We start from the raw sequence: 26,663 nt of genomic DNA, 5'->3' as shown, positions 1-26,663 counted from the left end.
ATCTAGGACAAGGCATGCGCCAAGCAGTTTCGAAGTTTCCTTCTCTCATCGCCACGGCGATCGCAACGGTCATCCTTTCGGGCTGCGCAATGCCGCCGCCACCAGCTCCCGCTTCGCCGCCACCGCCGCCGGTCGCAGTAACGTCGCATCTCGACGCCGTGCAAAAGGCCGGCACGCTGCGCGTCTGCTCGCCGGGCGACTACCGTCCGTTCAGTTTTCAGAAAGCCGACATGGCTTATGAAGGCATCGACGTCGACCTGATCACCGCCTTCGGTGCCAGCCTCGGCGCGAAGCCGGAATGGATCAAGACCAGCTGGGCCAACCTGATGCCCGACCTCACTGCCGGCAAGTGCGACATCGTGGTCGGCGGTGTTTCGGTGACGACAGAGCGCCAGAAGAAGGCGTTCTTCAGCGCGCCGTACATGGTGAACGGCAAGACGCCGATCGCGCGCTGCGCCGACGTTCGCAAGTACCAGACGGTGGCCGACATCGACAAGCCGGCTACCCGCGTGATCTTCAACCCGGGCGGCAGCAACGAGCGCTTCGCGCGCGCCAACTTCAAGCAGGCCAGGATGACGCTGCACGGCGAGAACATCACGATCTTCGACGAGATCCTGGCCAACCGCGCCGACGTGTTCGTCACCGAATCGGCCGAGGCGATCACGCAGCAGAAGCTGAAGCCGGGGCTCTGCGCAATCAACCCGGACAAGCCGTTGCAGTACGGCGAGATGGCCTGGATGCTGCCGCGCGACGATGTGGCCTTCAAGTCCTATGTCGACCAGTGGCTGCACCTGTCGCAGGCAGGCGGCGATTTCCAGAAGACGATGGACCGCTGGTTGAAGTAAGGCTCAGTCGGTGACGAGACGGGGCGGCACGCGATGCTGCGTGCCCGTCTCGTAGCCGTAGGCGAAGGCCAGCAGGTCGGCCTCGCTCCACTGCTTGCCGACAAAGATCAGGCCGAACGGCGAGCCCGATGCGTAGTAGCCGGCGGGCATCGTCACGCCGGGAAGGCCGGCGATGTTGATCTCACCGACGGTCGTTTCCTGGATCGTCAGACCCGAGCCTGCCGCCGGCAGTTCTTCGCGCATCTGCGGGAACACCAGACCGTCCAGCCGATGGCGGTCGAACACCTCGTCGACGATGCGCAGGTAGGCCTCTTTCAGTGCGATGAAGTCGCCGAGCTTCGGCGGTGTCGTCGGAGACTTCAGGCACGCCACGAAATCGGGCAGGTTGTGCAGGTAGCTCAGGACGCCGCCGGGACCGAACGCCGACTGGCTCGCCGTCGCGGCGGCAAATTCATCGAAGCTCTTGAGCGCGGCGTCGGGGCCGAGCCGCTCCAGGTATTTCTGCAGGTCGTAGGGCACCGATTCCATGCCGCGCGCGTCGAAATTCTGCAGCGGCAGCGTCGGCTTCCTGAGCGCTGCGAAATCCGTGTCCGCGAACGGATCGTCCACCAGCACCGCACCCAGCGCTTTCAGCTCATCGATCGCTCGCGCATAGAGCGTTTGCGTTTCCGGCGACAGCGGCTGGTTGCGCCAGCCGGCGCCGTAGAGGCCGAGTCGTACGCCCTTGAGTGCGTTGCTTTTCAGCTTCGACGTGTAGCCGAGCGCAGGCTTCTTGCCGACGCCCGCCAGCGTCTTCGGATCTTCGGCCGTGTAGCCGGCCAGCACGTCGAGGCACAGCGCCGCATCGCGGACGCAGCGCGCGATCGGACCCACGACATCGCGGTTGCCCGACAGCGGTGTCACGCCCGCGTTGGGCACCAGGCCGATGGTGGGCTTGATGCCGACCAGGTCCTGCGACGAAGCGGGATTCTGGATGGAACCGCCGGTTTCTTCTGCAAGTCCGATTACCGCCATGCCGGCGCCGACCGCGGCCGCGGTTCCGGCGCTGCTGCCGCCCGGAACCCTGTCGGTCATGACGACGTTGAGCGTCGGTCCGGCCCAGCTGTCGTCGGCATGGGTGCCGGTGTGGCTCAGCACCGGCACGTTGGTCTTGCCGAGGATGATCGCGCCGGCAGCCCGCATGCGCGCGACCACCGGCGAGTCCGTCGCAGGCATCAGGTCGACGCCGCCGGTCTTGCTGTAGAGCAGCGACCAGCCTGCTGTGGTGGGAAAGCCGACCATGTCCATCGGGTCCTTGACGACCACCGGCACGCCCGCGAGCGGTCCGAGCTGCTCGCCGGCCAGCCGACGCACGTCGATGGCGCGTGCGTCTTCGATCGCGGCTTCGTTGATGAAGATGATCGCGTTGTAGTGCTTGTTGAAGGTTCCGATCTGCTTCATGCAGGCCTCGACGAGGCTTTCCGAAGTGAAAGCGCCTGTCATGAAGCCGTCCTGCACTTGCGCGACGGTGAGTGTGTTCAGGTTCGGCGCCGCCGAATCTCGATTGCTCATTCTTGAACTCCTGGTGGGAATGAAAGGTTGATCAGAAAGTCATGTGCCTGTCGACCACTTCGTCGGTCAGCCAGTCGATGGGGCCGCTCTCGACGATCGATCCCTTCTCGAACATCGCGAAGTGGCTCGCCACGCGCCGCGCGAAGTCGATGTTCTGTTCCACCAGCACCATGGTCAGCCCGAACTCGCGGTTCAGACGCGTGATGGCGGCTTCGATCTCTTCGACGACGGACGGCTGGATGCCTTCATTGGGCTCGTCGAGCAGCATCACCTTGGGATGCGCCGCGAGTGCACGGGCCAGCGCCAGCTGCTGTTGCTGACCGCCCGACAGCACGCCGCCGGGCCGATCGAGATTCGCGGCGAGGTACGGGAACAACTCCAGCGCCAATGGAGGAATCGCATGCGGACCGCGACCGGCGAAAGCGCCCATCTCGATGTTCTGCCGTACGCTGAAATCCGGAATGATCTCCCGGCCCTGCGGCACATAGGCGACGCCGCTGCGTGCGCGCAGGTGCGTCGGCAGGGCGTCGATGCGCGTGCCTTCGAGACTGATGCTGCCGGTCGAGCGGACGATGCTGCCCATCAGCGTGCGCAGCAGCGTGGTCTTGCCCATGCCGTTGCGCCCGAGGATGGCGGTGATCTTGCCGGCCGGTATGTCGAGGTCCACGTCCTGAAGGGCGTGGCTGCGGCCGTAGAAGCCGTTGACGTTCGTGAGTTTCAACATGGTCAGGCGATCCCGTGAGAGCCGAGGTAGGCCTGCCGAACGCTGGCGTCGCGTTCGATTTCCGCGACGTTGCCTTCGGCCAGAACACGCCCGAGATGCAGCACCGTGATGCGCTCGGCGATGTCGCGCACGAAAGCCATGTCGTGCTCGACCACCAGGATCGTGTGGCTGCCGCGCAGCTTCTTGAGGATCTGCGCCGTCTTGCGCGTCTCGGCCTGCGTCATGCCTGCGGTCGGCTCGTCGAGCAGGATCACCTTCGGGCGTTGCGCGATCAGCATGCCCAGCTCGAGCCACTGCGTGTGACCGTGGCTCAGGTCGGCGGCCTGGCGTTGCTGCACATCCTCCAGCCCGATGAGCGATAGGATCTCCTCGACCTTGCTCTCGTCGCTCCGGTCGAAGCCCCAGCGCAGGTTGCGGACGATCGAGGGTTCGCGCGTCGCAGCCACACACAGGTTCTGCCGCACGCTCAGCTCGCGGAAGACGCTCGGTATCTGGAACTTGCGACCGATGCCGGCGCGCGCGATGCGGTACTCGGGCATGTGGGTCAGGTCGGTGCCGTAAAGCTCGACATGCCCTTCGGTGCTGCGCGTCTTGCCGGAGATCAGGTCCATCAGCGTCGTCTTGCCGGCGCCGTTGGCGCCCAGCAGAACGCGCAACTCGCCCTGTTCGACCTGGAGCGAAACGCCGTCCACAGCCTTGAAGCCGCCGAAGCTGACACCGATGGATTTCAGCTGCAGTGCGATCGGGGTCATCGTGCCGCTCCCGGCTCATCGGCTGCGGTGCGACTGCTGTCCCGGCGCGCGATCACGTCGTGCACCCAGCCGCCGATCCCTTTCGGCAGGAACAGCACGACCAGCACGAAGGTCAGCCCGACGATCACGCGCCACGCTTCGACCAGCGCCTGGGTTTCGCTGGCGGTCGCTTCCAGCATGTTGATCAGGATGGCGCCGACGCAGGCACCGAGCAGCGACGCGCGGCCGCCGACAGCGGCCCACACGACCATCGTGATCGAGAACGAGAGGTCTAGGAATGTCGGCGATGCAAACTCAGCGACCACGACGTAGAGCATGCCTGCCAGCGCCGCGATGGCCGCCGAGAACGCGAAGAAGAAGGTCTGGTAATGCGCGACGTCGAAACCCAGGTAGCGGGCGCGCTGAGGATCGCCCGATGTCGCACGCAGGATCAGCCCGGCGCGGGTGGCCAGCAGCAGGCGTGCGCCGACCAGCGTTACCGACAGCAGCGCGGCGACGAGGTAGTAGGTCGCCTTGCTGTACGGATCGAACTCGAAGCCACCGACGCGCAGCCAGGCCAGGTCCGACAGCCCGTTGAAGCCGTTGGTCAGCGGCTGTGCATCGACCAGCAGAAGCCGCACCAGCAGGACCAGCGCGAGCGTGATGATGGAGACGAAGACGCCGGCGATGCGCTTGCGGAAGATCACTGCCGCCAGCACGAATGCCACCGCCACCGGAAGCACCACGCCCATCAGGATTCCGAACCACTGATGCGCGAACGGCATCCACAGGAAGGAGCCGTTGTTGATGCAGCACAGGTCGATGACCGCGCCCGGCTCGGCGTTCGACAGCATGAAGTCGGGAACCGGTCCCGTGCCCGCATGCTGCAGGCTGGTCGGGCTCGCCATCTTCAGCGACATCGCCAGCATGTAGGCGCCGATGCCGAAGAACAATCCCTGCCCGAGGTTGAGGATGCCGGCATAGCCCCAGCACATGGCTATCGCGATGCCGAGCATGCCGTACACCAGGTACTTGGAAAGCCGGTTGAGCCAGAAGCCGTCGAGCACCAGCGGCGCGGCGGCCACCAGCACGAGGAAAACTGCGTAGGCGGCGAACGTCGCTCGCCGGTCCAGTCGGGAAACCATTTTCAGCGTCCCTTGAAAGAGAAGAGGCCTTGCGGGCGGATGACGATCAGCAGGATCACGATGCCGAACACCGCCGCTCGCGCCACGATGTCGTTGGTGACGGCCGCGATCACGCTGTTGACCTCACCCAGCCCGAGTGCCACGACGACCGCGCCGAGCAGGCTGCCGACGCCTCCCGCAACGACCACCAGAAAGCTGTCGACCACCAGCGCCGTCCCCATGTCCGGCGACACGGTCTTGAATCCCGCGACCAGCACGCCCGTGATGCCCGCAAGACCGGCGCCGTAGGCGAACGTCCAGGCGTTGATGCGCTCGACGTCGATGCCGCAGGCCGCCGCCATGCGCGGGTTGCGGATGATGGCGCGCACCTGCATGCCGATGCGGGTCCGGTAGAGCAGCAGCCATGTGATCAGCGTCAGCACGACGGTGCTGCCGACGATGAATGCGCGGTAGGCATTGATGGACGTACCGGCGATCGTGAAGGCGCCCTTGAGCGCTTCGGGCACGGGCATGGTCTGCAGGCCGGGGCCGAGTCCTTCGATGTGGATGCCGAAGAACGCCAGCCCGCCTTCGAGCCGGACGAACTGCTGCACGAGGATGGCGACGCCCCATGTCGCGAGGAGGGTGTCGCCGAGCCTCCCGTAGAGCCGGCGCACCACGCATCGCTCGATCAGGAACCCGAGCAGCGCGGTGAGCACGAATGCGATCGGTATCGCCGCGTAGAGGCCCCATCCCAGCCAGATCTGCGTCATGACCGCCGCATAGGCGCCGATCATGATCATCTCGCCATGCGCCATGTTCACGACGCCCATCGCGCCGTAGATGATGACGAGGCCGAGAGACGCGAGCAGCAGGATCGAGCCGACGCTCAGGCCGATCAGTAGGACGTCGACCATGTCAGGTCTTGGCTGCGACCGCGCCCTTGACCGTGCACATCGGGCTGCCTTCGGTCTCGCCGTTCGTGAAGTAGGGCAGCGGACGAACCGGCTGAGCGCTCGCATCCACTACCTTGCTCTGGCCGTCGGCCTGCCACTGGCCGATGCGCGGCGTGACCCATGCGTGCAGGCTTTCGGGGTCGATGCGCACCTTGCCGCCGGGCGCGTCGAAGGTCTGGCCGCCGATGTTGGCGCGGATCGCGTCGGGCTTGTCGGACTTGCCGGCCTCCACCGCCTGTTTCCACAGGAACACCTGGAAGTAGGCCGCTTCTAGCGAGTGGTAGGTGACGGCCTTCGAGTCGTTCACGAACTTGCGATAGCGCTCGATGAACGACTTGTTCGCCGGCGTGTCGATCGACATGAAGTACGGCACCGAGGTGTAGCTGCCGGCTGCGTATTCGGCACCCATCGCGGCGATCTCGATCTCGCTGGTCACCGTCGCGCAGATCGGCACCGCGGCATGCGACATGCCCTGGTTCTTGTACTCGCGGTAGAACGAAATGAGCGAGTCGCCGACGACGTTCGACAGCACCACGTCGGCGCCGGATTCCTTGATCTTGCGCACGGTGGTCGCCCATTCGGAATGGCCGAGTTCGAGGTATTCGTCGGCCACCCATTTCGCGCCCGACTGCTCGATCAGCTTCTTGCTGACCTTGGCCATTTCACGCGGGTAGACGTAGTTGGAGCCGACGATGAAGAACTTCTTCTTGCCGAGCTTCTGCACGATCCAGGGGATGTAGTTGCCGAGCTGCTGGTTGGCCACCGCGCCGCTGTAGACGACGTTCTTCGAGCACTCGGAACCTTCGTAGTGGGTCTGATAAAACAGCATTGCGTTGCGCCGCTCGAACACCGGCAGCACGGCCTTGCGGCTGGCCGACGTGTGGCAGCCGAAGACGGTCTCGATACGGTCGCGCGTCACCAGCTTCGATGCCTTCTCGTTGAAGGTCTTGGGGTCGGAGGCGCCGTCTTCCAGCACCACCTCGACCTGCCGTCCCAGCACGCCGCCGGTCGCGTTGATCTCCGCGACGGCCATCTTCACGGCATTGGCCAGCATCTTCTCGACGATGGAAAGTCCGCCCGTCTGCGAGTAGAGCGCGCCTACCTTGATGGGCTCGGCGGCGAACGCGGAACGCATCCAGGCGGGGGACGAAAGCACGGCGGCCGAAGCGGCCGAGGAAGCGAGGAGATGACGGCGTGAAGTGGGCAGCATGGCAGGAACCTTAAGGGTTGATGAACCGTGTCAAGAGAGACCAGCCGACGGCACTGTCGGGTACGGGCAAAAAAAAACCCACTTCGCAGCGAAAGGGCTGCGACGTGGGCTTCATTGCCAGCATCCAGAAGAACACAACATGGTTCTCTGGAAGAACCGCACCAGCGCCTGAAGATCAAGGGTGATGCAGCCACTGTACCGACGATATTCATCGGCACAGTGGTTTGATCGTATCCGCTTAATTTGACGCTTGCAACAGAGTTTCCATGTTGATGATCGAGCTTGCGATCTGCTCCATCGACAAGCGCTTCGACATCGCCTGCGCACGGATCGCCTGGTAGGCCTCGACCTCGCCGATGCCCTTCGACGCCATGAGGATTGTCTTGGCGCGGCTCATCGCCTGGTCGCTCGTGATCTTCCTGCGAAGCTTGCGGTTCTCCTTCAGCAGCGCCTGCCGCTCGACCCAGATGCTCCGTGCGGCGATCAGGTTCGCGAGCAGTCCGAACGGCTTGATGGGCTTCTGCACGACGGCGAACGCGCCGCTTTCCAGCACCAGCTGCAGCGTCGTCGGGTCCTCGTAGTTGACGATGGCGATCACCGTGGGTTCGGGCTTCGGCAGCGCCTTCAGCAGCGCTTCGGTCGCGGCGCGCGCTTCGCCCTCGATCAGCAGGAAGAGCACGTCGGCGTTCGATGCCAGCGTCGCCGGCACCGGCCATGTCACGCTGACCATGCAGCCGACCCGGCGCAGATGGCTGACGAGCGCGTCGCCTTCCTCGTCCGGCGGATGGACGACGACGATCTTCAGTTCGGGTAACTCTCGCAGCAGGGATATGGCCATGCGCCCTCCGTTCAGGCCGAATGGCCCGCGAGTGGATCGAACCGGCTTTCGTACATGTAGGGATCGGGTTTGACGCGGACCCCCGGATCGTCAACGACCTGGAACCGGCCGCTCGCATCGACCCTGGCGACACGTGGCCAGAGATAGGTATGGTGATTTTCCCGATCGATCTTCACGCGTCCTTGCGGCGCATCGAATTCATGGTCGTGCAGGTGCCCGAGCATCGCATCGAGTCTGTCGTCGCCGGCGCGTTCGAGCGTCTGCGCATACAGCATCACCTGGTAGTACGCGGCTTCGGTGCACGACGCGATCGGCAGGTCGGGCCCGAAGCGCTTGCGGTAGGCGGCCACGAACTTGAGGTTCGCCGGACTCTGCAGCGTGGAGAAATACGGCGCGGCCGTGATGCTGCCTTCTGCCGTTCGTGCGGACATCTGCGCGATCTCGGCTTCCTGCGTCGACTGGCTGGCGATGGGATGCGTGCGCTGGTCGAACCCGGCTTCCCTGTACGCGTTGTAGAACAGCGGGATGCCGTCGCCCACGACGGTCGAATAGACCAGGTCGTGCCGCGATGCCTTGAGCCGGCGGACGACTTTCGGCATGTCGATGTCGGCGGTGCGCAGCGGTATGTACATCTCGTCGGCCACCTCGCCGCCGGCCTGCCTGAACAGGTCCGCGATGATCCGGTTCGACTCGTACGGGTAGACATAGTCGGAGCCGATCAGGAACAGCCGCTTGCCGAAATTCTGCGTCAGGTAGCGAACCAGCTGCACCGAGTTCTGGTTGGGCGCGGCACCGGTGTAGACGCAGTTCGGCGAGTACTCGAACCCTTCGTACAGCGTCGGGTAGAACAGCAGCGCACGGTGCGCCTCCACCACCGGCAGCACGGCCTTGCGGGTGCTGGACATGTAGCAGCCGAAGATGACCGCCACGCCGTCGGTGTCGCAGAGCTGCCTGGCCAGTTCGCGGTACTGTTTGGGACGCGACTCCGGGTCGTAGATGACAGGTTCGATCTGCCGCCCGAGCACACCGCCGCTCGCATTGATTTCGTCGATGGCGAGCAACGTCGCAGCCTGCTGCGTCCGCTCCATTGCCGCCGTCACGCCGGTGGTGGAAAACAGGACACCGACGCGCCAGGTTGGCGTTTTGACTGTGCTCACGATAGGTCTTTCAAAAAAAAAGCTCCCGACGGTCTTGTGCGAACCGTTGGGAGCTTCACTGCTCGAAGTATGTGGGGCGATGCGCTGCATCGCCGGTGAACGGAACTCTATCAGCTACCGCTCGCCCTTGCGATACGGTTTCATCAGTGCCTGCGGATAGCTCGCCTTGCGCGCTACCAGCACCAGCGCCACGATCGACAGCACGTAAGGCAGCATCAGGTAGATCTGATAGGGCAGCACCGCATCGCCGGACTGCTGCAGCCGCAACTGCAGCGCATCGAAGAACGCGAACAGCAGGGCGCCGAGCAGCGCCTTGCCGGGTCGCCACGAGGCGAAGACGACGAGCGCGACGCAGATCCATCCTCGGCCGTTCACCATGTTGAAGAAGAACGCGTTGAAGGCCGACAGCGTGAGGAACGAACCCGCCACGCCCATCAGCGCCGAACCCGCGACGATGGCACCGGTGCGGATCCTGCCGACCGATACGCCCTGGCTTTCCGCCGCCTGCGGGTTCTCGCCGGCCATTCGCACCGCGAGACCGACCGGCGTCCTACACAGCACCCAGGCGATGACCGGCACGAGCATGAGCGCGAAGAGCGTGAGCACAGTCTGCGCATTCAGTATCGGGATCGGCAGCCAGTCCATGGGGCCGAAAGGCGTGACGGTCGGCGGTGTGTTCACCTTCGGGAAACTGACCCGATAGCCGTAGTAGCTCAGCGCTGTCGCCAGCAGCGTGATGCCGAGGCCGGAGACATGTTGCGAAAGCGCCAGCCCGACCGTGAGGAACGCATGCAGCAGACCGAATGCAGCGCCCGTCAGCGCCGCCACGCCAACGCCGATCCACAGCGGCGCGCCCGCGTACACGGCGAGCCAGCCGGCGAAGGCGCCCGCCACCATGATCCCCTCGATGCCTAGATTCAGCACGCCCGCCCGCTCGCACAGCAGCACGCCGAGTGTGCCGAAGATAAGCGGCGTCGCGATGCGCAGGGTCGCAACCCAGAAGGATGCGTTTGCGAGGATGTCGAACAGGTCGCTCATTTCAGGCGCACCCTGAACTGCGTCAGCAGAGTCGCCACCAGTACGGCGATCAGCGAAGTCGCAACGATCACGTCGGCGATGTACGTCGGCACGCCGACTGCGCGGCTCATGGTGTCGGCGCCGACCAGCACGCCGGCGACGAACACGCCCGCGGCGACCACGCCCAGCGGATGCAGCCCGGCGAGCATCGCGATCACGATGCCGGTGTAGCCGTAGCCTGGCGACATGTCGAGCGTGACGTAACTCGTCCGGCCCGCGACCTCGATGGCGCCGGCCAGCCCCGCGAGCGCGCCGGAGAGCAGCGCCGCGCCGACAACCGTGCGCGTGACCGGCACGCCGGCGAAGGCGGCGGCGCGCGTGTTGGCGCCGACCGCGCGCATGTCGAAGCCGGCGACCGTGTAGCGGAACAGCGCCCAGACCATGACGGCCAGCGCTGCCGCCCACAGCAGGCCGGTGTGCACCCGCGTCTGCGCGACCAGCTTGGCGAGTTCGAGATCGCTCTGCAGCGACACGCTCTGCGGCCAGCCCATCGCGGTGGGGTCTTTCATCGGGCCGTCGAGCAACGCCGACACGGCCAGCAGCACGATGAAGTTGATCAGCAGCGTCGTCACCACCTCGTCGACGCCCAGCTTGTTCTTCATGAGCGCCGGTCCGAGCAGCAGCAACGCACCGGCAGTCGCTGCGGCGAGCATCATCAATGGGAACAGCAGCCACGGCGACAGTTCGAAGCCCGTTCCGCCGTGCAGGCCGCCGACCGCGACGGCCGCCAGCGCGCCGGCATAGAGCTGCCCTTCGGCGCCGATGTTGAACAGCCGCGCCTTGAAAGCCACTGTCGCCGAAAGTCCGGTGAGGATCAGCGGAATCGCTCGCGTCAGCGTCTCGCTCCACGCGAACACCGAGCCGAAGCCACCCTGCAAGAGCAACGCATACGTCCGACCGACCGGCGCGCCGGCCCAGAGCACCAGCAGCGCGCTGATGGCGAGCGTGAATGCGAGGGCACCGACGGATGCAAGCAGCAGCGATGCGCGGGATGCGGAGTGACGGCGCTCGAGTCTCATGTGCCCGCCATTGCGAGGCCGATCTGTTCGCGGGTCCAGTTGGCTGCGGAGCGCGGCTCGCCGAGCCGGCCGCCATGCATGACAGCCACGCGGTCGCCGAGCGCGAGCACCTCGTCGAGGTCGTCGGAAATCATGAGCACCGCGGCGCCGGCATCGCGGGCGGCGATCAGCTGCGACTGAACATAAGCCACGGCGCCGATGTCGAGGCCCCAGGTCGGCTGGTGCGCGACGATCAGGCGCGGTGCTTTTCGCTTTCCCAACGTGCTGCCGCCGTCGGGTGCCGTCAGCGCGCGGCCGAGGATCAGCTTCTGCATGTTGCCACCCGAAAGCGCGCGCGCCGGCGCGTCGAGGCCGGCGCCGCGCACGTCGTACATCTTCTCGATCCGCTGCGCATGCGCGCGAGCCGACGCGCGGCGAATCCAGCGGATGCCCAATGGCGTCCAGCGCGAAAACGCATTGCCGCGCAGCCTTTCCGACACCGCGTTCTCCCACACCGGCAGATCGCCGATCACGCCCACCGCATGCCGGTCTTCCGGGATTCGTGCGACGCCACGCGATACCAGTGCAGCAGGCGAGGGTGGCAGCGCGCGCCCCATGAGTTGCACGCTGCCGGCGGTCGTGCGGCGCGTTCCGCTCAGCAGTTCGGCCAACGCAACCTGGCCATTGCCCGACACGCCGGCGATGGCGACGATTTCTCCCGCATGCAGCATCAGCGACACGCCGTGGAGCCGGTCGTGACCGCTTCCAGTCGTATCGACATGATCGAGCACACAGACCGCATCGCCGACATGGCGTGCCGGTCGCCGCGCGGTCTGCTCGACCGCATGGCCGACCATCCAGCGCGCGAGTTCGCCCTGTGTCGTGTCGGCCGCGCGCGCTTCGGCCACCAGCTTTCCGCCGCGCAGCACCGCGATCCGGTGCGATACGCGAAGCACCTCGCCGAGCTTGTGGCTGATGAAGATGATCGACAGGCCCTGCGCCACCATCTGCGCCAGCGTCGCGAACAGCGCTTCGCTTTCCTGGGGCGTGAGCACCGCGGTCGGCTCGTCGAGGATCAGGATACGCGCGCCGCGGTACAGCGCCTTCAATATTTCGACGCGCTGCCTTTCGCCGACCGACAGATCGCCGACCCTGGCGTCGGGCTGCACCGGCAGGCCGAAGCGCGTCGACACCGCCATCAGCTTCGCGCGCGCCGCACTGCGTCGCGAGAATGGCTGCCACAGCGGCTCGGTGCCCATCAGCACGTTGTCGAGCACGCTCAGGTTGTCTGCCAGCGTGAAGTGCTGGTGGACCATGCCGATGCCCGCAGCCAGCGCGGCTTTCGGATTGCCGGGCGCGAGTGGCTTGCCGAAGACTTCGATGGTGCCCGCGTCGGCCGTGTAGTGGCCGAACAGGATCGACATCAGCGTCGACTTGCCGGCGCCGTTCTCGCCGAGCAGCGCAAGCACTTCGCCGGCCTTCAAATAAAGCGAAATGGCGTCGTTTGCGGTCAGCGTGCCGAAGCGCTTGGTAACACCATCGAGCCGCAGTACGGTTTCGATGGTTTTCATCCGTGAAACACCGCGGAACGGGCTTTGCCCGGCCGCTGGTGTTGCCCCCGGCAGGGGGTTGGCGAAGCGACACGAAGTGCGCGAAGCCTGGGGGCGAGCATTATCTGGCCGTGGATTTCGGCTGGCCGTCGTCGACCTTCACGGTGAACTTGCCGGCCAGGATGTCTGCCTGCTTCGCCTTGACCTTTGCGACGATGTCGGCCGGCACCTTCTTCTCGAACGTGCCGAGCGGCGCCAGTTCGGAGCCTTTGTTCTTCAGCATCGCGTACGGGCCGTAGTCCTCGGCCGAATACTTGCCTTCCTTCACCAGCTTGATCGCGCGGTCGGCCGAAGGCTCGAAGTTCCAGAGCGCCGAAGCGACCACGGTGTCTGGATACTGTGCTTGCGTGTCGATCACGTTGCCTATCGCCAGCTTGCCCTTTTCCTTGGCCGCATCGCTGACGCCGAAACGCTCGGCATACATCACGTCCGCGCCCTTGTCGATCATGGCGAAGGCGGCTTCCTTGGCCTTCGGCGGATCGAACCAGCTGTTGATGAAGCTCACGCTGAACTCGACCTTCGGATTGGTCTCCCTGGCGCCGGCCATGAAGGCGTTCATCAGCCGGTTGACTTCGGGAATCGGGAAGCCGCCGACCATGCCGATGCGGTTGGCCTTGGTCATGCCGCCCGCGATCATGCCGCTGAGGTACGCCGGCTCCTGGATGTAGTTGTCGAACACGCTGAAGTTCGGCGCCTGCGGCTTGAGCGACGAGCCCATCAGGAAGGCGGTCTTGGGAAAGTCCTTGGCGACCTTGCGCGCGGCAGCCTCGACGCCGAAGACTTCACCGAGGATCAGCTGGTTGCCCGCCGTGGCGTACTCGCGCATCACGCGCTCGTAGTCGGCGTTGGAGACGTTCTCCGTTGCCTTGTATTCGATCTCGCCGCGTGCTTCGGCGGCTTTCAGCGCCTTGTGTATGCGGCCGACCCACTGCTGCTCGAACGGCACGGTATAGACCGCAGCGACCTTCAGCTTGGCTTGCGCAAGCGCGAAGCCCGGAGCGCCTGCGGCGAGCGTGGCTGCAATGGCGATGGATCGAACGATCAACTGGCGGCGTACGGTCAAGGTGTTCTCCAAGTGTCAGAAAAAGGCTGGGCGGGCGAGATCACTTCGTCCCGAAAATCCGGTCGCCCGCATCGCCCAAGCCGGGAAGGATGTAGCCGTGGCTGTTCAGCTCGCGGTCGATGGCGGCGGTGTAGATCGGCACATCGGGATGTGCGGTCTGCAACGTCTTCACGCCTTCCGGACAGGCCAGCAGGCAGACGAACTTGATCGACTTCGGATTCAGTTCCTTCAGCCGCTCCACCGCCGCGCTGGCCGAGTTGCCGGTCGCCAGCATCGGATCGACGATGACCACATCGCGGTCCTGCATGTCGCTCGGCATCTTGAAGTAGTACTCGACGGCGGTGAGCGTCTTCGGGTCGCGGTACAGTCCGATGTGGCCGACGCGCGCGCCCGGCACCACCGTCAGCATGCCTTCGAGGATGCCGTTGCCCGCGCGCAGGATGGAAACCAGCACCAGCTTCTTGCCATCGATGACCTTGGACGTCATCGTCTCCAGCGGCGTCTCGATCTCGATGTCCTGCAGCGCCATGTCGCGCGTGACTTCGTAGGCCATCAACATGCTGAGTTCATTCAGGAGACGGCGGAAACTGTTGGTGGATGCGTCCTTGCGGCGCATCAGCGTGAGCTTGTGCTGGACGAGTGGGTGGTTGATGACGTGAACGTTGCTCATTTACTTTTTTTCTTTAGAAGACAGTGCCGTCGCTCTCGATCCGGAGCGGTGGTGCTCCATCTCGCAAGCGTTGTGCCAGGACGCGTCCCGCCGCCCAGCTGCCGCCTTCAAGGATGCAGGCCAGCGGCAGTTCGTCGGCATCGAGGCCGAGCGAACGGCGCACGCGGGGCGCCAGCTCGTCGAGCAGCGCAACGGTCAGCGCACGCCATTCGACGATGAATTCGTCGCCGACCTTCCATGTGCGCTCGAGCGATTCGGCGTCGCGTGGAACGATCACGCCGGTGTCTATGAACAGGCCACCGTTGCGGTACTCCGGCAGGCCGGTGAGAGCGTCCAGTCCGTGAACCTTCACGCCCGCCCACTTGAAGGGCTCCAGCAGTGAATACGTGAGCCATTGCGACAGCTTGTGAAACGGCATCCAGCCGTTGGTCAGGCCGGGGCCGAAGACGGCACTGTGGCGCCAGCAATCGCCGAGCGCGAAATCCGGATTGCCCGAGCCGACCAGCGCGGCGCCGCCCGGCATGTCGCTGCCGTCGGCCGCGATGCTGTCGACCGAATTGGCTGCGGGCCAGATGCGCGAGAGCGATGACAGCAGCAGCGAGAGCAACCCGTGCGCGGTCGCTTCCGCGGTCGGCGGAATGGCGGGCCCGACGGGGCCGATCAGCGCATCGAACAATCCGCCGGGCCGGCCCGGGTTGCCGAAGACTTCCGGCTGTTCGGCCAGCGCTTCGCCGAGGCGGCGCAGCAGCATTGCGCGACCGGAAAGACCGACCAGCGGATTGACGTCGCTGACCTGGAACGCTTCCGCCAGGCGGTCGGCGATCAGCGCGCGCAGGCCGGCGGCATCGGCTTGCAGCGGCTTGTCCGGATCGGATGAAAAGAGGCCGCTGGTGAATGCATGGAAGCTCGCCACTCCAAGACCTTCGGAACGGCTGTAGCGCTGGCCGCTGGCAGCTTCGGTGTAGTGCCAGTCGGGGCCTGCACCGGCATCCAGCAGCACGCTGACCAGAGCGAGATCGATCTGCATGCGTGCGCGCTCGCGTGGCGTCACTTCAGTGCCGTCTCTCGTGGACAAGCGATCCAGTTCGGCCAGCCGGTCGAAGCCGCCGGCCTCGAAATGTCGCCAACGGCTGTGGAACGGAATGTCGCCTGACGGATAGCGCTCGCGTGTGACGTCGGCCACGGTTTGCGCGGCGTTTTCCATCGTGGCGTCGTTGCCGATGACGAACCACTGCGACTCTCCGCTGCGCGCACGCGCCAACAGCGCTGCGGCACGGGAGCGGATGGCTTCCGTCGTGCGCAGATAGGCTGCGGCATGGGCGGGCTGGGTGAATTCGGTCGAGCTTTCGTTCTCGTGCGAGGTGTCGAGTCCGTAGTTGTCTCCGCTCATTCGCTCAATCCCCGGCCTTTGACCTTCTTCAGTTCTTCGGAATCCGGCACCGGGCCGGGCGTGAAATAGCCGGCGGCCATCTTGGCGTCCATCTCGACGCGTGCGTCTTCCGGAATGAGATCGTTGGGAATATTCACGCGCTCGCCGATTTCGATGCCCGAGCCTGTGATGGCGTCGAACTTCAGGTTGCTCATGGAGACCAGGCGGTGGATCTTCTTGATGCCGAGCCAGTGGAAGACGTCCGGCATCAGCTCCTGGAAGCGCATGTCCTGCACGCCGGCCACGCATTCGGTGCGGGCGAAATACTGGTCTGCGGTATCGCCGCCGACCTGGCGCTTGCGGGCGTTGTAGACCAGGAACTTGGTCACTTCGCCGAGCGCGCGGCCTTCCTTGCGCGAGTATGCGATGAGCCCGACGCCGCCGCGCTGCGCACCGCGGATGCATTCCTCGATCGCGTGGGTCAGGTACGGGCGACAGGTGCAGATGTCGGAGCCGAAAACGTCCGAACCGTTGCACTCGTCGTGGATGCGGGCGGTGAGTTCGACTTCGGGGTTGGCGAGGTCGCGCGGGTTACCGAAGATGTAGATGGTCTGTCCGCCGATGGGCGGAAGGAACACTTCGAGATCGGAGCGCGTGACGAGCTCGGGATACATGCCACCGGTTTCCTCGAACAGCGTGCGACGCAGGTCGGTTTCGGAGCAGCCGAAGCGGCGAGCGACTTCCGGCAGATACCAGACCGGCTCGATGGCCGCCTTAGTCACCATCGCGGCGCCGCCTGCAGTCAGAAAATGTCCGTCCGCCTTCAGGCGGCCGCTCTGCAGCGCCTCGATCACCTCCGGCAGGATCACATGCGCCTTGGTGATGGCAACAGTCGGTTTGATGTCGTAGCCGGCTGCCAACTCGGTCGAGAAGGCATCGGCGACCAGCGCTCCCCACGGGTCCATCGAGACGATTCGGCCGGGTTCGCTCCACTGGGGATACGGCCCGATCACGTCGGTCGGCGACGTGTTGGTGAGGTCGGCGCGGTGGTCGCGCTTGAGAGCGCCGGCCGCTACGGCGAGCGCACGGTAGACGCTGTAGGAGCCGCTGTGGGTGCCGATGACGTTGCGGTGCGCCCGCGACGTCGTAGTGCCGACGATCGGGCCGCGCTCCGTGGCGGTGGCTGCGCCCCAGTGCAGTGGCAAAGCACCGAAGCCGCCTGCATGGGAGGTCAGCCGGATATGACGCGGCGAGCCGGGGAGGGGTGGGGTGTAAAGCGAACTTGAAACGGTGTCGACAGACATTGCAGGCCCTCAAAAAATGCAATGTACCGAGGGTCTTCACGACTGGCAAGCGCGCGTACGCCATCCGCCGTAGCGGCTTGCGGCATCGGCGCCACAATCGCGCGCTGGATCAACCAAGGAGACTCCATGGCCTTATCGATGTACGACCTTTCCGTTCCCGTCTTCACGCGAGGGCTTGGGCAACTGGCTCATCTGCTCGACAAGGGTCTGTCATATGCCACGGCGGGGAAAATCGATCCCGCCACTTTGATCAGCGCCCAGTTGGCGCCGGACATGTTCACGCTCGCCCGACAGGTGCAGAGCGCAAGCGACGCTTCGAAGCTGGCGGTCGCGCGCATCGCCGGCATCACCGCTCCGAGTTTCCCCGACACAGAGACCACGTTCGAGGAACTGCAGGCGCGTATCGCCAAGACGCTCGACTTCTTCGAGACCGTCGATCGTTCGCTGCTCGACGGTAGTGAAGCCCGGCCGGTCGTCGTCAAGACACGCGGGCACGAACTGCAGTTCACTGCGGAACGCTATCTGCTGCAGTTCGCACTACCCAACTTCTTCTTTCACGTCACCACCGCCTACGGTGTTCTTCGCCATAGCGGCGTGCCGGTCGGCAAGCTCGACTATCTCGGCAGCTTCTAGCCCTGCTTGGTCGGCCAGCCGGAAAGATGTCTTTCGGCGATGCCGGTCAGTGCCGTGATCCAGGCCGGATCGTCGTTGAGGCAAGGAATGTAGTTGAAAGTCTTGCCGCCAGCGTGCAAGAAAGCTTCGCGCGCTTCCATCGAGATCTCTTCCAGCGTCTCAAGGCAATCTGCTGGGAAACCCGGGCACATCACGTCGACGCGGCCGACGCCAGCCGCTCCCATCTCGCGCAGCGTCGGCTCGGTGTAGGGCTCCAGCCATTTGGCGCGACCGAATCGCGACTGGAAGGTCACGCGAAACTCGGATTCCTTCAATCCCAGACGCTCGCCGATCAGACGCGCCGTTTCGAGACACTGCGACTGGTATGGGTCTCCCAGGCGAATATTGCGCTCCGGGATGCCGTGGAAGCTCATCACCAGCTGATCGGGCCGGCCGTTCTGCTTCCAGTAGGCAGCAACGCTCGCAGCAAGCGCATCTATATAGAGCGGGTCGTCGTGGTACTGGTTGACGAAGCGAAGTTCAGGCAATCTGCGCTGCGTGCGGGTCCAGGTGGTGACTGCATCGATGACGCTGGCTGTGGTGGTCGCCGAATACTGCGGATAGGCCTGCAGCACCAGCACGCGCGTCGCGCCCTCGGCCATCAGGGCATCGAGTTGTGATTCGATCGATGGATTGGCGTAACGCATGGCGTGGCGCACCGAAAGGCGATGGCCACGTTCCCCGAGCCAGCCCGCCAGGAGTTTGGCCTGCTTTTCCGTCCAGACCTTGAGCGGCGAGCCCTCCGGCATCCAGATGCTGGCGTATTTGGCGGCGGACTTGGCTGGGCGAATGCGAAGGATGATCCCATGCAGGATCAGGCACCAGACTGCGCGCGGAATCTCGACGACGCGATAGTCGTGGAGGAATTGCGAGAGATAGGGGCGAACCGCTTCGGCGGTCGGCGCATCGGGGGAACCGAGGTTGCACCAGAGGATGGCGGTGCGTTCTTCGGTGACAGATGGGGCATTGAGAGGCATGCGATATTCTGCTGCATGACCATTGACGTCCCGCGCATCGAAGCCATATCCCTGGACCTCGACGACACGTTGTGGCCGATCTGGCCGACCATTGAGCGCGCGGAAGTTGTACTGCACGCATGGTTGTTGCGTGAAGCGCCGCGCACGGCGGATCTCCTGATGAAGCCTGGCATGCTGCGCGAATTACGTGAAGCAACGGCACGCGAACGCTCCGATCTTGCACATGATCTGAGCGGGCTGCGGCGCGAATCGATTCGCACAGCGTTATGCCGGAGTGGTGAGGACCCTGCGCTGGCAGAACCTGCATTCGACGCTTTTTTCGCGGAACGTCAGCGGGTGGTGATGTACGAGGATGCGCTGCCGGCATTGAGGCTGCTCAGCGCGCGCTATCCGCTGATCGCCATATCCAACGGAAACGCCGACCTTCGCCAGACCGGCGTCGATCGGTGGTTCAGCAGCGGCTTCAGTGCACGCGAGTTCGGTAGCGGCAAACCGCACGCGCCCATCTTCTTGGCGGCGGCTGCCTCCGTGGGGGTGCAGCCCAGCGCAGTGCTGCATGTCGGCGACGACGCCGAACTCGATGTGATCGGCGCGCGGAATGCCGGCATGCAAGCGGTCTGGCTTGCTCGCGAAGGCGCGAACACCGTTCCGCCCGTCTGGCCGATAGACGGACATCCGCACGTCACTGTCACCACGCTTCTCGCGCTGTGTGAATTGTTGGGAATTGCAATTTCTAATTGAGTGCGAATTACTTCACTACCGCGCGTAGTGAAGTGAACTAATACTTTATATAAAAACGTTTCGGATCAATCCGAAGCGTTAATTTTCGTCGTCGATTATACGATGCGACGCGGTTGACCCATTTGCGTGGAGCTTTCATTTCAACGCGATGGCAGGTCTGCAGGCACAGTAATACTTACGTTAAAGGAAGAATCATGGCTGGAATTCCGGGTTTGGGCGGTTTGGGTGGGGCCGGCGGCGGCTTGGCAGGTCTGTTGGGAAAAATTCCAGGGCCAGCAGGTAAAGCGTTGAGTGCAGTTGCACCGTTGGCGGAAATGGCAGCCAGCCTAGTTCCTGGCGGCGCGGCAGTCACTGCCGGACTCGATGTTGCGGGCGGAATCGCTGCAACCGCGATCGATAAAAGCAAGGCATCTGGTGATGGCAATGAGAAACCCAACCCGACGTCGATACTTTTTTAAGTAAACCTGATTGCTCAAAATTTTTTTGATTAGAAGTACTAAGTCGAAAATTCTGCTGGATCATCCTTTTCGCTTCGTACTCATGTTTTTTGTTGGTGGTGAATTATTGCGAAACTTGAGGGGGCTAAAACTAAGAGTTGTCTGAGTTTCGGTGTGATCTGGCTGGAACGCGACTCGACAGCAGCTCAATCGTCAGCATTTCCGCACGTCGTATGCAATGGTCACATCCTGGCTATGTGACTTCGTTTCTGTCTGCTTGCCGAGAAATCAGCGGATTCTATTAATCAATGACTGGGCTCTTTCCGTAAAGCTCCCGGCTTAAATTGTGAGGTTGTAATGGCAATGTCAACATTGTTGAGTTCTCTTTTGGGCGGGGCGACCGGAACGAGCCTGACGAAAAATCTCATGGCCAGCAAGGCGGGCGCGGCGCAGCAGGCAGCGGTCCAGGGCGCTAATATTGAAGCCGAGGCGGAGGTTACTGCGCAGGAGCTGAACAAGATCGAGAGAGACAAGCAGACAAAGCTGCTTCAACTCGACGGTGAAGAAAGAAAGAATCGGATGGGTGTGAACGAAAAAAATGCCTCTCTCATTCAATTTTAAAAGATTTTTTTAATCAATCGAACGGTTCACGCCATGTCAATCAATAATTCGGGTTTTTCACAAAAACAGGTTTCTCATTTTCAGATGAGCGGTTCGCCGAACATGCGCCCGAATTGTTCTGGCGCAAATGTTCAAAGTGCCAGCAGGGATCTATGGGCCGGCAAGGCGTGCGAAAGAGAGATGTCTGTCGAACAGGGTGAGGATTCAACGGAAGTCAAAACGCCAGGCGGATACAAGATCACTGGATTCGGTCAAAGCAGTGCCGACGGTGGAAAACTGGAAATTGTTGATCCCGATGGCAAGAAAACGACGGTGTGGGGCGATCCACACGTCGACCAGACCGACACGGACGGTAAGAGCAAGCGTGCATTCGACGTAAAGAATCGGACGACATTCACCCTTCCGGACAAGACGGTAATCACCATGAACATGAAGCCGTCCACCAACGGCTCCGATACGACCATGCTTTCCGACGTAATGATCACCAATGGCGACAAGGGTGTGCTCATGAGCGACATGATGTCCGGAAAGGGAAAGATGAGAACGGACGAAGGTTACGGCCCGCTGATGGACGACATGGTCGACGATGGAAATGTTTTGAACATGGGCAAAAACGGTCAGTTCTACGAAACAAATCAATTCGGCGGAAAGAGCAAGGTCACCCAGGAAAGTATTAATCGTACGGAAAGCAAAATGAACGAGGGCGTCATGCGCGAGGAGGCGCAGGATTCGGACGAGGCAATGATGCAGCAATTCATGCAGCACATCCAGAAGCTGCTTTCAGGATTCAATTCCGAATTCCTGCAGTCGCTGACTTCGGGTTCGTCCAGCAGCTATTCGTCGCGACATCCGCATCTGGGCATGCAGCACATGACGCTCAATACTGCAAGCGCAAGCTGGTTCTGAACTTTCAGGTCCGATCCCATGTCGATCCCTTCATCTCCAATCGATGGCCTGCGTGCAGGCGCACCCGCATCTGCTGCTCAATCGAGCCAGGGAGTTTCAGCACTTTCTGCGCCTGAGGCACCCTCGGCAGAGGGTGACGAGTTCCACGCGATGGTGGAGGGAAGCTCAGGCTCGGCCTCTTCGGGTGGTGTCATGAGAATGCTCCAGGGTGTCGATAACTCCCGGAAGACGGCGGAGAGTTCGATTGTCTCGGTCGTTAAGACAGGCGATATCTCGCGCATGTACGACGCCACCGCCGCGATGGCACGCTTCAATCTGCAGACACTCGTACTGAACAAGCTTGCCAGCAAGGTGGGTCAGGCCGTCGATCGATTGACCAATCTTCAATAAGCGACGTTATGACGATCGTCGCGCACTGCGGTGCCTCACCTGTTGTCCATGCATCGTGCCTCGCTTCGCTACAGCGCGCCATGCATTGGGTTATTCGTGTCGCAGCAGCCATGTGTGCTCTGGTGCTGATTCTTGGGTTGACTGGATGCGACTCCGCGACATCGCCACTGCATCGAGGCTTGAGCGAGACCGAAGCAAATCGCCTCGTGTCCTTTCTCGATCGGTACGAGATCGCGGCCGGGAAGACCGTCGAACGCGACGGCGTGACCGTATTCGTGCCATCCGCAGAGCTTGCCCGTGCGGCCCGCCTCTCGTCCAGAGCGGGCCTCCCACGCACCGACTACAAATCCTTCGGCGCCATCTTCCCCAAGGACGGACTGATTTCATCTCCTCTCGAGGAGCGGGCGCGCATGACGTTTGCGGTGTCGCAACAGATCGAAGCGATGCTGGCGGACATCGATGGCGTCGTCAGCGCGAGGGTGAACGTGGTGATTCCAGAGCGCCGCAACGGGCGATTTGCCGAAACGCCATCGGCTGCGGTTTTGATCCGTCATCTCGACGGCCTGGAAACGGACATGCTGACGCACAAGATCCGCCGGCTCGTGGCTTCCAGCGTTCCCGGTTTGGTGGATGCCGACCCGCGTCAGATAAGCATCAGCTTCGTTCCTGTTTTCAGGCCCGACTCGAAGGACGAAGCCAATGGATCCGGCTTCGATGATTCCCTCAAGACAGCTTCCAAGTCGGGCTCTGGCTCTTCCGGATCAGCGCAGCCTGCACCTGCCACCGAGGAGCGTCAGCTTTTTGGCGGATGGCCGTATGTCTTCGGAATCATCACGGCACTCATGATCTGCGGCTTCATCATGCGCCGACAGTTCATGCCGCCGATGGACATGTCTGACGAGCTTGAGCTCTCGCAGTACTGAGTTCGACATGAAGTCAGCTTCCAACTCCAGCGCCTTTCACGGAAGCATCGATGCCAGTTGGTTCGGTGCGGACTTCAGACTGACTTCTCCAACATGGCGTCTCATGCACGCGGAAGAGGCAGCCGCGAGCGGCGAATTTGCCTGCATGGAGCCGGAGTTCGTCGATTTGCTTGCTGGAGGTTGGCCGGCTGACGCAACGGCGTTGGTCGCTTCGGCCTGGTGGCTGGCGGAAGCGCTGTGGCGCAACGGCGTCGCAGCATCGGTGCTCGGTGCCGCGCATCTGCGTCGCGCAAGGCAGATAGGTCTGGCTGTGCTCGCCATAACCCCTGTCAGTCCCCCTGCGCGACCTGCATTGGCTGCATGGCTGGCTTCGGAGCTTTTCGATGGTCCGGCCCGTGCAACGATTCGGCTGCAGCTTGCCCGCATGCAGCCGTCTGACACCGAAGCCTGCAACCAGATCAAACGGCAGATCGCTCCTGCGCAGGCCGCAAGACTCGTCGGTTATGCGCGCGCGGCGATGGGTGTGTCATGAGCATTTTTGCGCGCATCGTATTGAACGAGACGGCAGAAGCGACGCTGCCTGCGCCTGTGTTCAGCGTGGTCCGGTCGGTCGACGTGGCCAAAGCCGATCAGGGCCGCCAGTTGGTGGCACAAGCCTGGATCCGCGCGGATGAGATCGTGGCCGACGCTCATGCGCAGGCTGCTGCACATGTGGCGCAAGCGCGCATTGACACGGCCGCTGCGCAATCTGCTTGGTACGAGGGTCAGGCGGCGCTCTTCGAATCGAGAACCGCGCAAGCCATCGATCTCCTTTGTCGCGCGACGGGGCAGATTGCCGAAGCCGTCATTGCCGCCATTTTCGAACGTAGCCCGGCACTGCCGATTCAGGCGTCCGTCGAGATCGCCGTCCGGTTGCTGCGCGCCGAAATGCGTTCCCACGTGCTCTGCCACTCGCTCGACTTCGATGTCGTCGATGCCGCATCAGCGTCGCTGGGCGCCATTCAGACGCAAACCGACGAATCCGTCAGGCGTGGCGAACTGATATTCCGCGACGCGCAAGGGGAAGTCAGGGTCGACGGTACCGATGCGCTGCTCCAGTTGCTCTCCGACTGGAAGACTGCATTGGCAAACGCGCTGCCGCCCCTTCCGCTGAATGCCATATCGAGTCCGTCGCATGCGACCTTCAAAAACGGCCTCACTGCTGCGCCGTCAACCCCAGAAAGCGAGATGACCCCGTGATCACTTCCATAAAAGCTCCTCTGTCGACGCTTCAAATCCTCGAGCGGCGGGCCGATGAAACCAGCAAAAGCGTGGATGAGACGCTGTCCAACTTCGACATTGCCAGCCAGGCCGACTGGGACGCGCTGAGCGACAACCGAATGGATTCGCAAATCGCCGTATGGGCACGCAACGACTTTCACCGCCTCCAGCATCAGACTGCCAAGAGCATCCTGGCTTCGACATGAGCAAGCCACGCCTCCGAACTCGGTCAGAAGTGCAGATTGCCTCTATTCCGCGCCGGTTCGCCTTCGCAGGTTGCGCGGCGATCATGCTTGCCGCCCTTGCAATGCCCAGCCATGCGGTGATGCCGACCGCATGGAAGACAACCAACTACGCACTGGCACCCGGTGAAGCGCGCGTGCGCGACGTTCTGGGCGACCTGCAGAAGACGATGGGGCTGAGCATCGAGATGACGCAGGCGGTACAGGGCTCTATTTCCAGCGCAGGCGAGGCGATGACGGTCGAGGGCCTGTTGAACAAGATCGCTGTCAACAATGGCCTCAACTGGTTCGTCTTTCGCAACCGGCTCTATGTGGCGCGCGAAAGCGAAGTCGAGGAGGCACGCCTGCCTGCGCCTTCTGACCAGGTCGGCGAACTGCGCAGTTATCTGAGCGGCCTGCGGTTGCTCGAAGACAAGTTCGGCTGGATCGAGATGGCTTCGCGCAGCGAGGTCACCGTCATCGGACCGCCAGCCTATGTGCGCCTGGTCAGGCAGCACGCTGCCAATGTAAAGCTGGTCAAACCGAAGGAGCCGGTGCCCCTCGAGCCGATGCAGACCATGACATTCAGATTGCGTCACGCGAGCGCGATAGACGTTCAATCGACTGGTGGCGCCAGGATGATTCCTGGCGTCGCATCCATGCTTCGCAAACTCTATGGCGACGACGGTACGCCGGAGAGTCTGATGGCGGGCGACCGGAGTGCGACTTCGCCCATCCAGCGGCGCCAGCGGCGAGAAGCGGCACAGGCAAGCGCGTCGCGCTCGGGGCCGGACGTGGCGGCCTTGCGAAACGCGACGGCCGATAGCGGTGTCGAAGACGAGACCCAGGCTGCCGAGCCCTCCATACCTGCATTTCCTGTGCGCATGCGCGCGCTTGCGTCGGATCTCGGTAATCCCGGCAGCGGCCCGGAGAGCCGCAAGCCCACGGACGCCGCGGGATTCACTTCGGCTGCGCAATGGCGCCACGACGGCTTCGGGCGCAACCAGGGCGGAATGGACGAGCGACCCAGCATCCAGGCAGATGCGCGTCTCAACATGATCCTGGTGCGCGACCGTGCCTCGAAGCGTGCCGAATACGAACGACTCATCGCCGAGCTGGATGTCGCAACCTTGCAATTCGGTCTGAATGCCGTGGTGCTCGAGCTCGACACCGACGCGATGGGGGTCCTGCTCACCGATGTCGCGCGATCGACGCGACCGGGACCGCTCGCCTCGTCTGTCGTTGTCTCTCGCACTGCGATCGAGGCGCTTTATCCGGCCTTGCGGGCCGCACGGCAGTGCAAGCAGGACATCTCGCTGGTGTCGCAATCGGTCGTCTTCAAGGAAAACGATGCGTTCGGCCTCAACTTTGCTGACGACCTGATCTACCCGTCGATAAGCACGCCGTTCTGGTACTCGTTGTTCTCGAAGCTGGTGGCGTTACCGCAGGATCAGGCAAACAAGGCCCGCACGATCGGCCTGAAGCTCGTCGGTTCCGCCCGAGCGACTGGCGATCAGCGTGTCGAACTCCGCTTCGAGCTGACCGATGGGCGAGACAACCCGCTGGATCGCGGCGAACTGGTTTCCAAGCGCCTGACCGAAACGAGCATGTCGATCGAGCTAGCAGAAGACGACGTGCTTCTACTGGTCGACGGGCTGGTGTGGAGCGGGAACGACATGAAGACGGCCAGATCGCGCATGGTGATGTTGTCCACTCGCCGCTGGTCGCGGGAAGATGCACCGCGCCAGCTGGCGGCGGCGGCAGCCCTTGCACCTGCGATCGGCGACAAGGCACCCGCATGCGCAGCTTCAGGGTCGGCAAGGGCGTCCATGCCGCCGTACGGGCGCAGTCAGTTGGCGGCTGCACCAGCACCAGCACCAGCACCAGCACCAGCAATGGCAGTAGTGCCGGCCTCATCCGTTGCGATCCCCGCACGGACCCTGTCGCTGTTTCCGCGACCGGCCTATACCCGTGGTGCGCCGATGCCCACCGCGCCCGACGCATACGCCCGCTGATCGTCCATGGAAAGCTCGCTCTACCTGTTCAAAACCGGGCTCCTGCTGGCGACGCTGCTGTCGGCGCCCGTTCTGCTTGCGGTGCTCGTCGTCGGCATGCTGGTTTCCCTGGTTCAGGCCGCGTTCCAGCTGCAGGACCAGACGCTGCCGATCGTCGCGAAGCTGGTGGTGGCGGTGTTGGTGCTTGCAATGAGCTGGTCGTGGATGTCGGCGCAGCTGATCCAGTTCTCCCAGCAGGTTTTCGACAGCATCCAAACCATTTCGGTGAAGTAG

29 protein-coding genes are annotated in these 26,663 nt (G+C 63.3%); 13 read left to right on the top strand and 16 right to left on the bottom strand.

The genetic code is table 11. From position 1 onward, the window contains the following. The first annotated feature begins 14 nt into the window (after positions 1-14). Positions 15-845, top strand: coding sequence for a transporter substrate-binding domain-containing protein (locus ACSFA3_RS04190; RefSeq protein WP_435504133.1), 831 nt, complete (start codon positions 15-17; stop codon positions 843-845). A 3-nt stretch (positions 846-848) separates the two neighbouring features. On the opposite strand, the gene ACSFA3_RS04185 is transcribed toward ACSFA3_RS04190, so the two are convergent. The 15 genes from ACSFA3_RS04185 to ACSFA3_RS04115 all read right to left on the bottom strand — a co-directional run bounded on the left by ACSFA3_RS04185 (position 849) and on the right by ACSFA3_RS04115 (position 17,227). Further along, the gene (locus tag ACSFA3_RS04185; protein WP_435504132.1) at positions 849-2,396 is read right to left on the bottom strand and encodes an amidase; all 1,548 of its coding nucleotides are present in this window, start codon (positions 2,394-2,396) and stop codon (positions 849-851) included. Between the two features lie 31 nt (positions 2,397-2,427). Further along, positions 2,428-3,120: an urea ABC transporter ATP-binding subunit UrtE gene (gene urtE, locus ACSFA3_RS04180; protein WP_435504131.1), complete on the bottom strand. Its 693-nt coding sequence runs from the start codon at positions 3,118-3,120 to the stop codon at positions 2,428-2,430. 2 nt (positions 3,121-3,122) lie between these two features. Beyond that, positions 3,123-3,872, bottom strand: coding sequence for an urea ABC transporter ATP-binding protein UrtD (gene urtD / locus ACSFA3_RS04175; RefSeq protein ID WP_435504130.1), 750 nt, complete (start codon positions 3,870-3,872; stop codon positions 3,123-3,125). Beyond that, positions 3,869-4,996: an urea ABC transporter permease subunit UrtC gene (urtC, locus tag ACSFA3_RS04170; RefSeq protein ID WP_435504129.1), complete on the bottom strand. Its 1,128-nt coding sequence runs from the start codon at positions 4,994-4,996 to the stop codon at positions 3,869-3,871. Before urtC ends, urtD begins: the two co-directional genes overlap by 4 nt. Positions 4,997-4,998: 2 nt before the next feature. After that, on the bottom strand, positions 4,999-5,892 hold the full coding sequence (gene urtB / locus ACSFA3_RS04165) for an urea ABC transporter permease subunit UrtB (RefSeq protein ID WP_435504128.1): 894 nt from the start codon (positions 5,890-5,892) through the stop codon (positions 4,999-5,001). Position 5,893: 1 nt separating this feature from the next. Continuing rightward, positions 5,894-7,141 (bottom strand): transporter substrate-binding domain-containing protein, encoded by a 1,248-nt coding sequence (locus ACSFA3_RS04160; RefSeq protein WP_435504127.1) that lies wholly within the window; start codon positions 7,139-7,141, stop codon positions 5,894-5,896. A 238-nt stretch (positions 7,142-7,379) separates the two neighbouring features. Next, positions 7,380-7,979: an ANTAR domain-containing response regulator gene (locus ACSFA3_RS04155; protein WP_435504126.1), complete on the bottom strand. Its 600-nt coding sequence runs from the start codon at positions 7,977-7,979 to the stop codon at positions 7,380-7,382. A gap of 11 nt (positions 7,980-7,990) precedes the next feature. After that, on the bottom strand, positions 7,991-9,136 hold the full coding sequence (locus ACSFA3_RS04150; protein WP_435504125.1) for a transporter substrate-binding domain-containing protein: 1,146 nt from the start codon (positions 9,134-9,136) through the stop codon (positions 7,991-7,993). A gap of 114 nt (positions 9,137-9,250) precedes the next feature. Further along, positions 9,251-10,174: an ABC transporter permease gene (locus ACSFA3_RS04145; RefSeq protein ID WP_435504124.1), complete on the bottom strand. Its 924-nt coding sequence runs from the start codon at positions 10,172-10,174 to the stop codon at positions 9,251-9,253. Continuing rightward, positions 10,171-11,232, bottom strand: a complete 1,062-nt coding sequence (locus ACSFA3_RS04140) for an ABC transporter permease (protein ID WP_435504123.1) — start codon at positions 11,230-11,232, stop codon at positions 10,171-10,173. Before ACSFA3_RS04140 ends, ACSFA3_RS04145 begins: the two co-directional genes overlap by 4 nt. Beyond that, positions 11,229-12,782, bottom strand: coding sequence for an ABC transporter ATP-binding protein (locus ACSFA3_RS04135; protein ID WP_435504122.1), 1,554 nt, complete (start codon positions 12,780-12,782; stop codon positions 11,229-11,231). The genes ACSFA3_RS04140 and ACSFA3_RS04135 overlap by 4 nt, the downstream gene beginning before the upstream one ends. A 100-nt stretch (positions 12,783-12,882) precedes the next feature. Further along, on the bottom strand, positions 12,883-13,884 hold the full coding sequence (locus ACSFA3_RS04130; protein ID WP_435504121.1) for a BMP family protein: 1,002 nt from the start codon (positions 13,882-13,884) through the stop codon (positions 12,883-12,885). A 40-nt stretch (positions 13,885-13,924) separates the two neighbouring features. Continuing rightward, positions 13,925-14,554, bottom strand: coding sequence for a uracil phosphoribosyltransferase (gene upp / locus ACSFA3_RS04125; RefSeq protein WP_435504120.1), 630 nt, complete (start codon positions 14,552-14,554; stop codon positions 13,925-13,927). 13 nt (positions 14,555-14,567) lie between these two features. Next, entirely contained in the window at positions 14,568-15,944 is a 1,377-nt protein-coding gene (locus ACSFA3_RS04120) for a URC4/urg3 family protein (RefSeq protein ID WP_435504119.1), read from the bottom strand. Further along, positions 15,941-17,227: a GTP cyclohydrolase II gene (locus ACSFA3_RS04115; RefSeq protein WP_435504118.1), complete on the bottom strand. Its 1,287-nt coding sequence runs from the start codon at positions 17,225-17,227 to the stop codon at positions 15,941-15,943. The genes ACSFA3_RS04120 and ACSFA3_RS04115 overlap by 4 nt, the downstream gene beginning before the upstream one ends. Before the next feature lie 126 nt (positions 17,228-17,353). Here ACSFA3_RS04115 and ACSFA3_RS04110 point away from each other — a divergent pair, with 126 nt between their 5' ends. Continuing rightward, the gene (locus ACSFA3_RS04110) at positions 17,354-17,860 is read left to right on the top strand and encodes a DUF1993 domain-containing protein (RefSeq protein WP_435504117.1); all 507 of its coding nucleotides are present in this window, start codon (positions 17,354-17,356) and stop codon (positions 17,858-17,860) included. On the opposite strand, the gene hemH is transcribed toward ACSFA3_RS04110, so the two are convergent. Further along, positions 17,857-18,876, bottom strand: a complete 1,020-nt coding sequence (hemH, locus tag ACSFA3_RS04105) for a ferrochelatase (RefSeq protein ID WP_435504116.1) — start codon at positions 18,874-18,876, stop codon at positions 17,857-17,859. The genes ACSFA3_RS04110 and hemH overlap by 4 nt on opposite strands. A 15-nt stretch (positions 18,877-18,891) precedes the next feature. Here hemH and ACSFA3_RS04100 point away from each other — a divergent pair, with 15 nt between their 5' ends. The 11 genes from ACSFA3_RS04100 (at position 18,892) to ACSFA3_RS04050 (ending at position 26,663) form a co-directional block, all read left to right on the top strand. Next, entirely contained in the window at positions 18,892-19,617 is a 726-nt protein-coding gene (locus ACSFA3_RS04100; protein ID WP_435504115.1) for an HAD family hydrolase, read from the top strand. A gap of 194 nt (positions 19,618-19,811) precedes the next feature. Then, positions 19,812-20,075: a hypothetical protein gene (locus ACSFA3_RS04095; protein WP_435504114.1), complete on the top strand. Its 264-nt coding sequence runs from the start codon at positions 19,812-19,814 to the stop codon at positions 20,073-20,075. 405 nt (positions 20,076-20,480) lie between these two features. Further along, positions 20,481-20,675: a hypothetical protein gene (locus ACSFA3_RS04090; protein ID WP_435504113.1), complete on the top strand. Its 195-nt coding sequence runs from the start codon at positions 20,481-20,483 to the stop codon at positions 20,673-20,675. A 33-nt stretch (positions 20,676-20,708) separates the two neighbouring features. Further along, positions 20,709-21,581, top strand: a complete 873-nt coding sequence (locus ACSFA3_RS04085) for a DUF1521 domain-containing protein (RefSeq protein ID WP_435504112.1) — start codon at positions 20,709-20,711, stop codon at positions 21,579-21,581. Positions 21,582-21,599: 18 nt separating this feature from the next. Continuing rightward, positions 21,600-21,971, top strand: coding sequence for an EscI/YscI/HrpB family type III secretion system inner rod protein (locus ACSFA3_RS04080; RefSeq protein WP_435504111.1), 372 nt, complete (start codon positions 21,600-21,602; stop codon positions 21,969-21,971). Between the two features lie 8 nt (positions 21,972-21,979). Beyond that, a complete protein-coding gene (gene sctJ, locus ACSFA3_RS04075) occupies positions 21,980-22,894 on the top strand; it encodes a type III secretion system inner membrane ring lipoprotein SctJ (RefSeq protein ID WP_435504110.1) in 915 nt (304 codons plus the stop codon). Between the two features lie 7 nt (positions 22,895-22,901). Next, on the top strand, positions 22,902-23,426 hold the full coding sequence (locus ACSFA3_RS04070) for a hypothetical protein (protein ID WP_435504109.1): 525 nt from the start codon (positions 22,902-22,904) through the stop codon (positions 23,424-23,426). After that, the gene (locus ACSFA3_RS04065; protein ID WP_435504108.1) at positions 23,423-24,133 is read left to right on the top strand and encodes a hypothetical protein; all 711 of its coding nucleotides are present in this window, start codon (positions 23,423-23,425) and stop codon (positions 24,131-24,133) included. The genes ACSFA3_RS04070 and ACSFA3_RS04065 overlap by 4 nt, the downstream gene beginning before the upstream one ends. Then, entirely contained in the window at positions 24,130-24,360 is a 231-nt protein-coding gene (locus tag ACSFA3_RS04060) for a hypothetical protein (protein ID WP_435504107.1), read from the top strand. The genes ACSFA3_RS04065 and ACSFA3_RS04060 overlap by 4 nt, the downstream gene beginning before the upstream one ends. A gap of 29 nt (positions 24,361-24,389) precedes the next feature. Next, positions 24,390-26,390: a secretin N-terminal domain-containing protein gene (locus ACSFA3_RS04055; RefSeq protein ID WP_435504106.1), complete on the top strand. Its 2,001-nt coding sequence runs from the start codon at positions 24,390-24,392 to the stop codon at positions 26,388-26,390. Between the two features lie 6 nt (positions 26,391-26,396). After that, complete coding sequence (locus ACSFA3_RS04050) at positions 26,397-26,663, top strand: EscS/YscS/HrcS family type III secretion system export apparatus protein (protein WP_435504105.1); 267 nt, start codon at positions 26,397-26,399, stop codon at positions 26,661-26,663.

The sequence above is a fragment of the Variovorax glucosi genome, assembly GCF_051216695.1.
Classification (GTDB): domain Bacteria; phylum Pseudomonadota; class Gammaproteobacteria; order Burkholderiales; family Burkholderiaceae_C; genus Variovorax.
The sequence above is the reverse complement of the archived record's forward strand: the minus strand, read 5'-3'. Positions and strand labels throughout refer to the sequence as shown.

Bases quoted from the DNA above. Each gene is read 5' to 3' on its own strand.
- ACSFA3_RS04190 (WP_435504133.1), top strand. From the start codon at position 15: ATGCGCCAAGCAGTTTCGAAGTTTCCTTCTCTCATCGCCACGGCGATC.
- ACSFA3_RS04185 (WP_435504132.1), bottom strand. From the start codon at position 2,396: ATGAGCAATCGAGATTCGGCGGCGCCGAACCTGAACACACTCACCGTC.
- urtE (WP_435504131.1), bottom strand. From the start codon at position 3,120: ATGTTGAAACTCACGAACGTCAACGGCTTCTACGGCCGCAGCCACGCC.
- urtD (WP_435504130.1), bottom strand. From the start codon at position 3,872: ATGACCCCGATCGCACTGCAGCTGAAATCCATCGGTGTCAGCTTCGGC.
- urtC (WP_435504129.1), bottom strand. From the start codon at position 4,996: ATGGTTTCCCGACTGGACCGGCGAGCGACGTTCGCCGCCTACGCAGTT.
- urtB (WP_435504128.1), bottom strand. From the start codon at position 5,892: ATGGTCGACGTCCTACTGATCGGCCTGAGCGTCGGCTCGATCCTGCTG.
- ACSFA3_RS04160 (WP_435504127.1), bottom strand. From the start codon at position 7,141: ATGCTGCCCACTTCACGCCGTCATCTCCTCGCTTCCTCGGCCGCTTCG.
- ACSFA3_RS04155 (WP_435504126.1), bottom strand. From the start codon at position 7,979: ATGGCCATATCCCTGCTGCGAGAGTTACCCGAACTGAAGATCGTCGTC.
- ACSFA3_RS04145 (WP_435504124.1), bottom strand. From the start codon at position 10,174: ATGAGCGACCTGTTCGACATCCTCGCAAACGCATCCTTCTGGGTTGCG.
- ACSFA3_RS04140 (WP_435504123.1), bottom strand. From the start codon at position 11,232: ATGAGACTCGAGCGCCGTCACTCCGCATCCCGCGCATCGCTGCTGCTT.
- ACSFA3_RS04135 (WP_435504122.1), bottom strand. From the start codon at position 12,782: ATGAAAACCATCGAAACCGTACTGCGGCTCGATGGTGTTACCAAGCGC.
- upp (WP_435504120.1), bottom strand. From the start codon at position 14,554: ATGAGCAACGTTCACGTCATCAACCACCCACTCGTCCAGCACAAGCTC.
- ACSFA3_RS04120 (WP_435504119.1), bottom strand. From the start codon at position 15,944: ATGAGCGGAGACAACTACGGACTCGACACCTCGCACGAGAACGAAAGC.
- ACSFA3_RS04115 (WP_435504118.1), bottom strand. From the start codon at position 17,227: ATGTCTGTCGACACCGTTTCAAGTTCGCTTTACACCCCACCCCTCCCC.
- ACSFA3_RS04110 (WP_435504117.1), top strand. From the start codon at position 17,354: ATGGCCTTATCGATGTACGACCTTTCCGTTCCCGTCTTCACGCGAGGG.
- hemH (WP_435504116.1), bottom strand. From the start codon at position 18,876: ATGCCTCTCAATGCCCCATCTGTCACCGAAGAACGCACCGCCATCCTC.
- ACSFA3_RS04100 (WP_435504115.1), top strand. From the start codon at position 18,892: ATGACCATTGACGTCCCGCGCATCGAAGCCATATCCCTGGACCTCGAC.
- ACSFA3_RS04095 (WP_435504114.1), top strand. From the start codon at position 19,812: ATGGCTGGAATTCCGGGTTTGGGCGGTTTGGGTGGGGCCGGCGGCGGC.
- ACSFA3_RS04090 (WP_435504113.1), top strand. From the start codon at position 20,481: ATGGCCAGCAAGGCGGGCGCGGCGCAGCAGGCAGCGGTCCAGGGCGCT.
- ACSFA3_RS04085 (WP_435504112.1), top strand. From the start codon at position 20,709: ATGTCAATCAATAATTCGGGTTTTTCACAAAAACAGGTTTCTCATTTT.
- ACSFA3_RS04080 (WP_435504111.1), top strand. From the start codon at position 21,600: ATGTCGATCCCTTCATCTCCAATCGATGGCCTGCGTGCAGGCGCACCC.
- sctJ (WP_435504110.1), top strand. From the start codon at position 21,980: ATGACGATCGTCGCGCACTGCGGTGCCTCACCTGTTGTCCATGCATCG.
- ACSFA3_RS04070 (WP_435504109.1), top strand. From the start codon at position 22,902: ATGAAGTCAGCTTCCAACTCCAGCGCCTTTCACGGAAGCATCGATGCC.
- ACSFA3_RS04065 (WP_435504108.1), top strand. From the start codon at position 23,423: ATGAGCATTTTTGCGCGCATCGTATTGAACGAGACGGCAGAAGCGACG.
- ACSFA3_RS04050 (WP_435504105.1), top strand. From the start codon at position 26,397: ATGGAAAGCTCGCTCTACCTGTTCAAAACCGGGCTCCTGCTGGCGACG.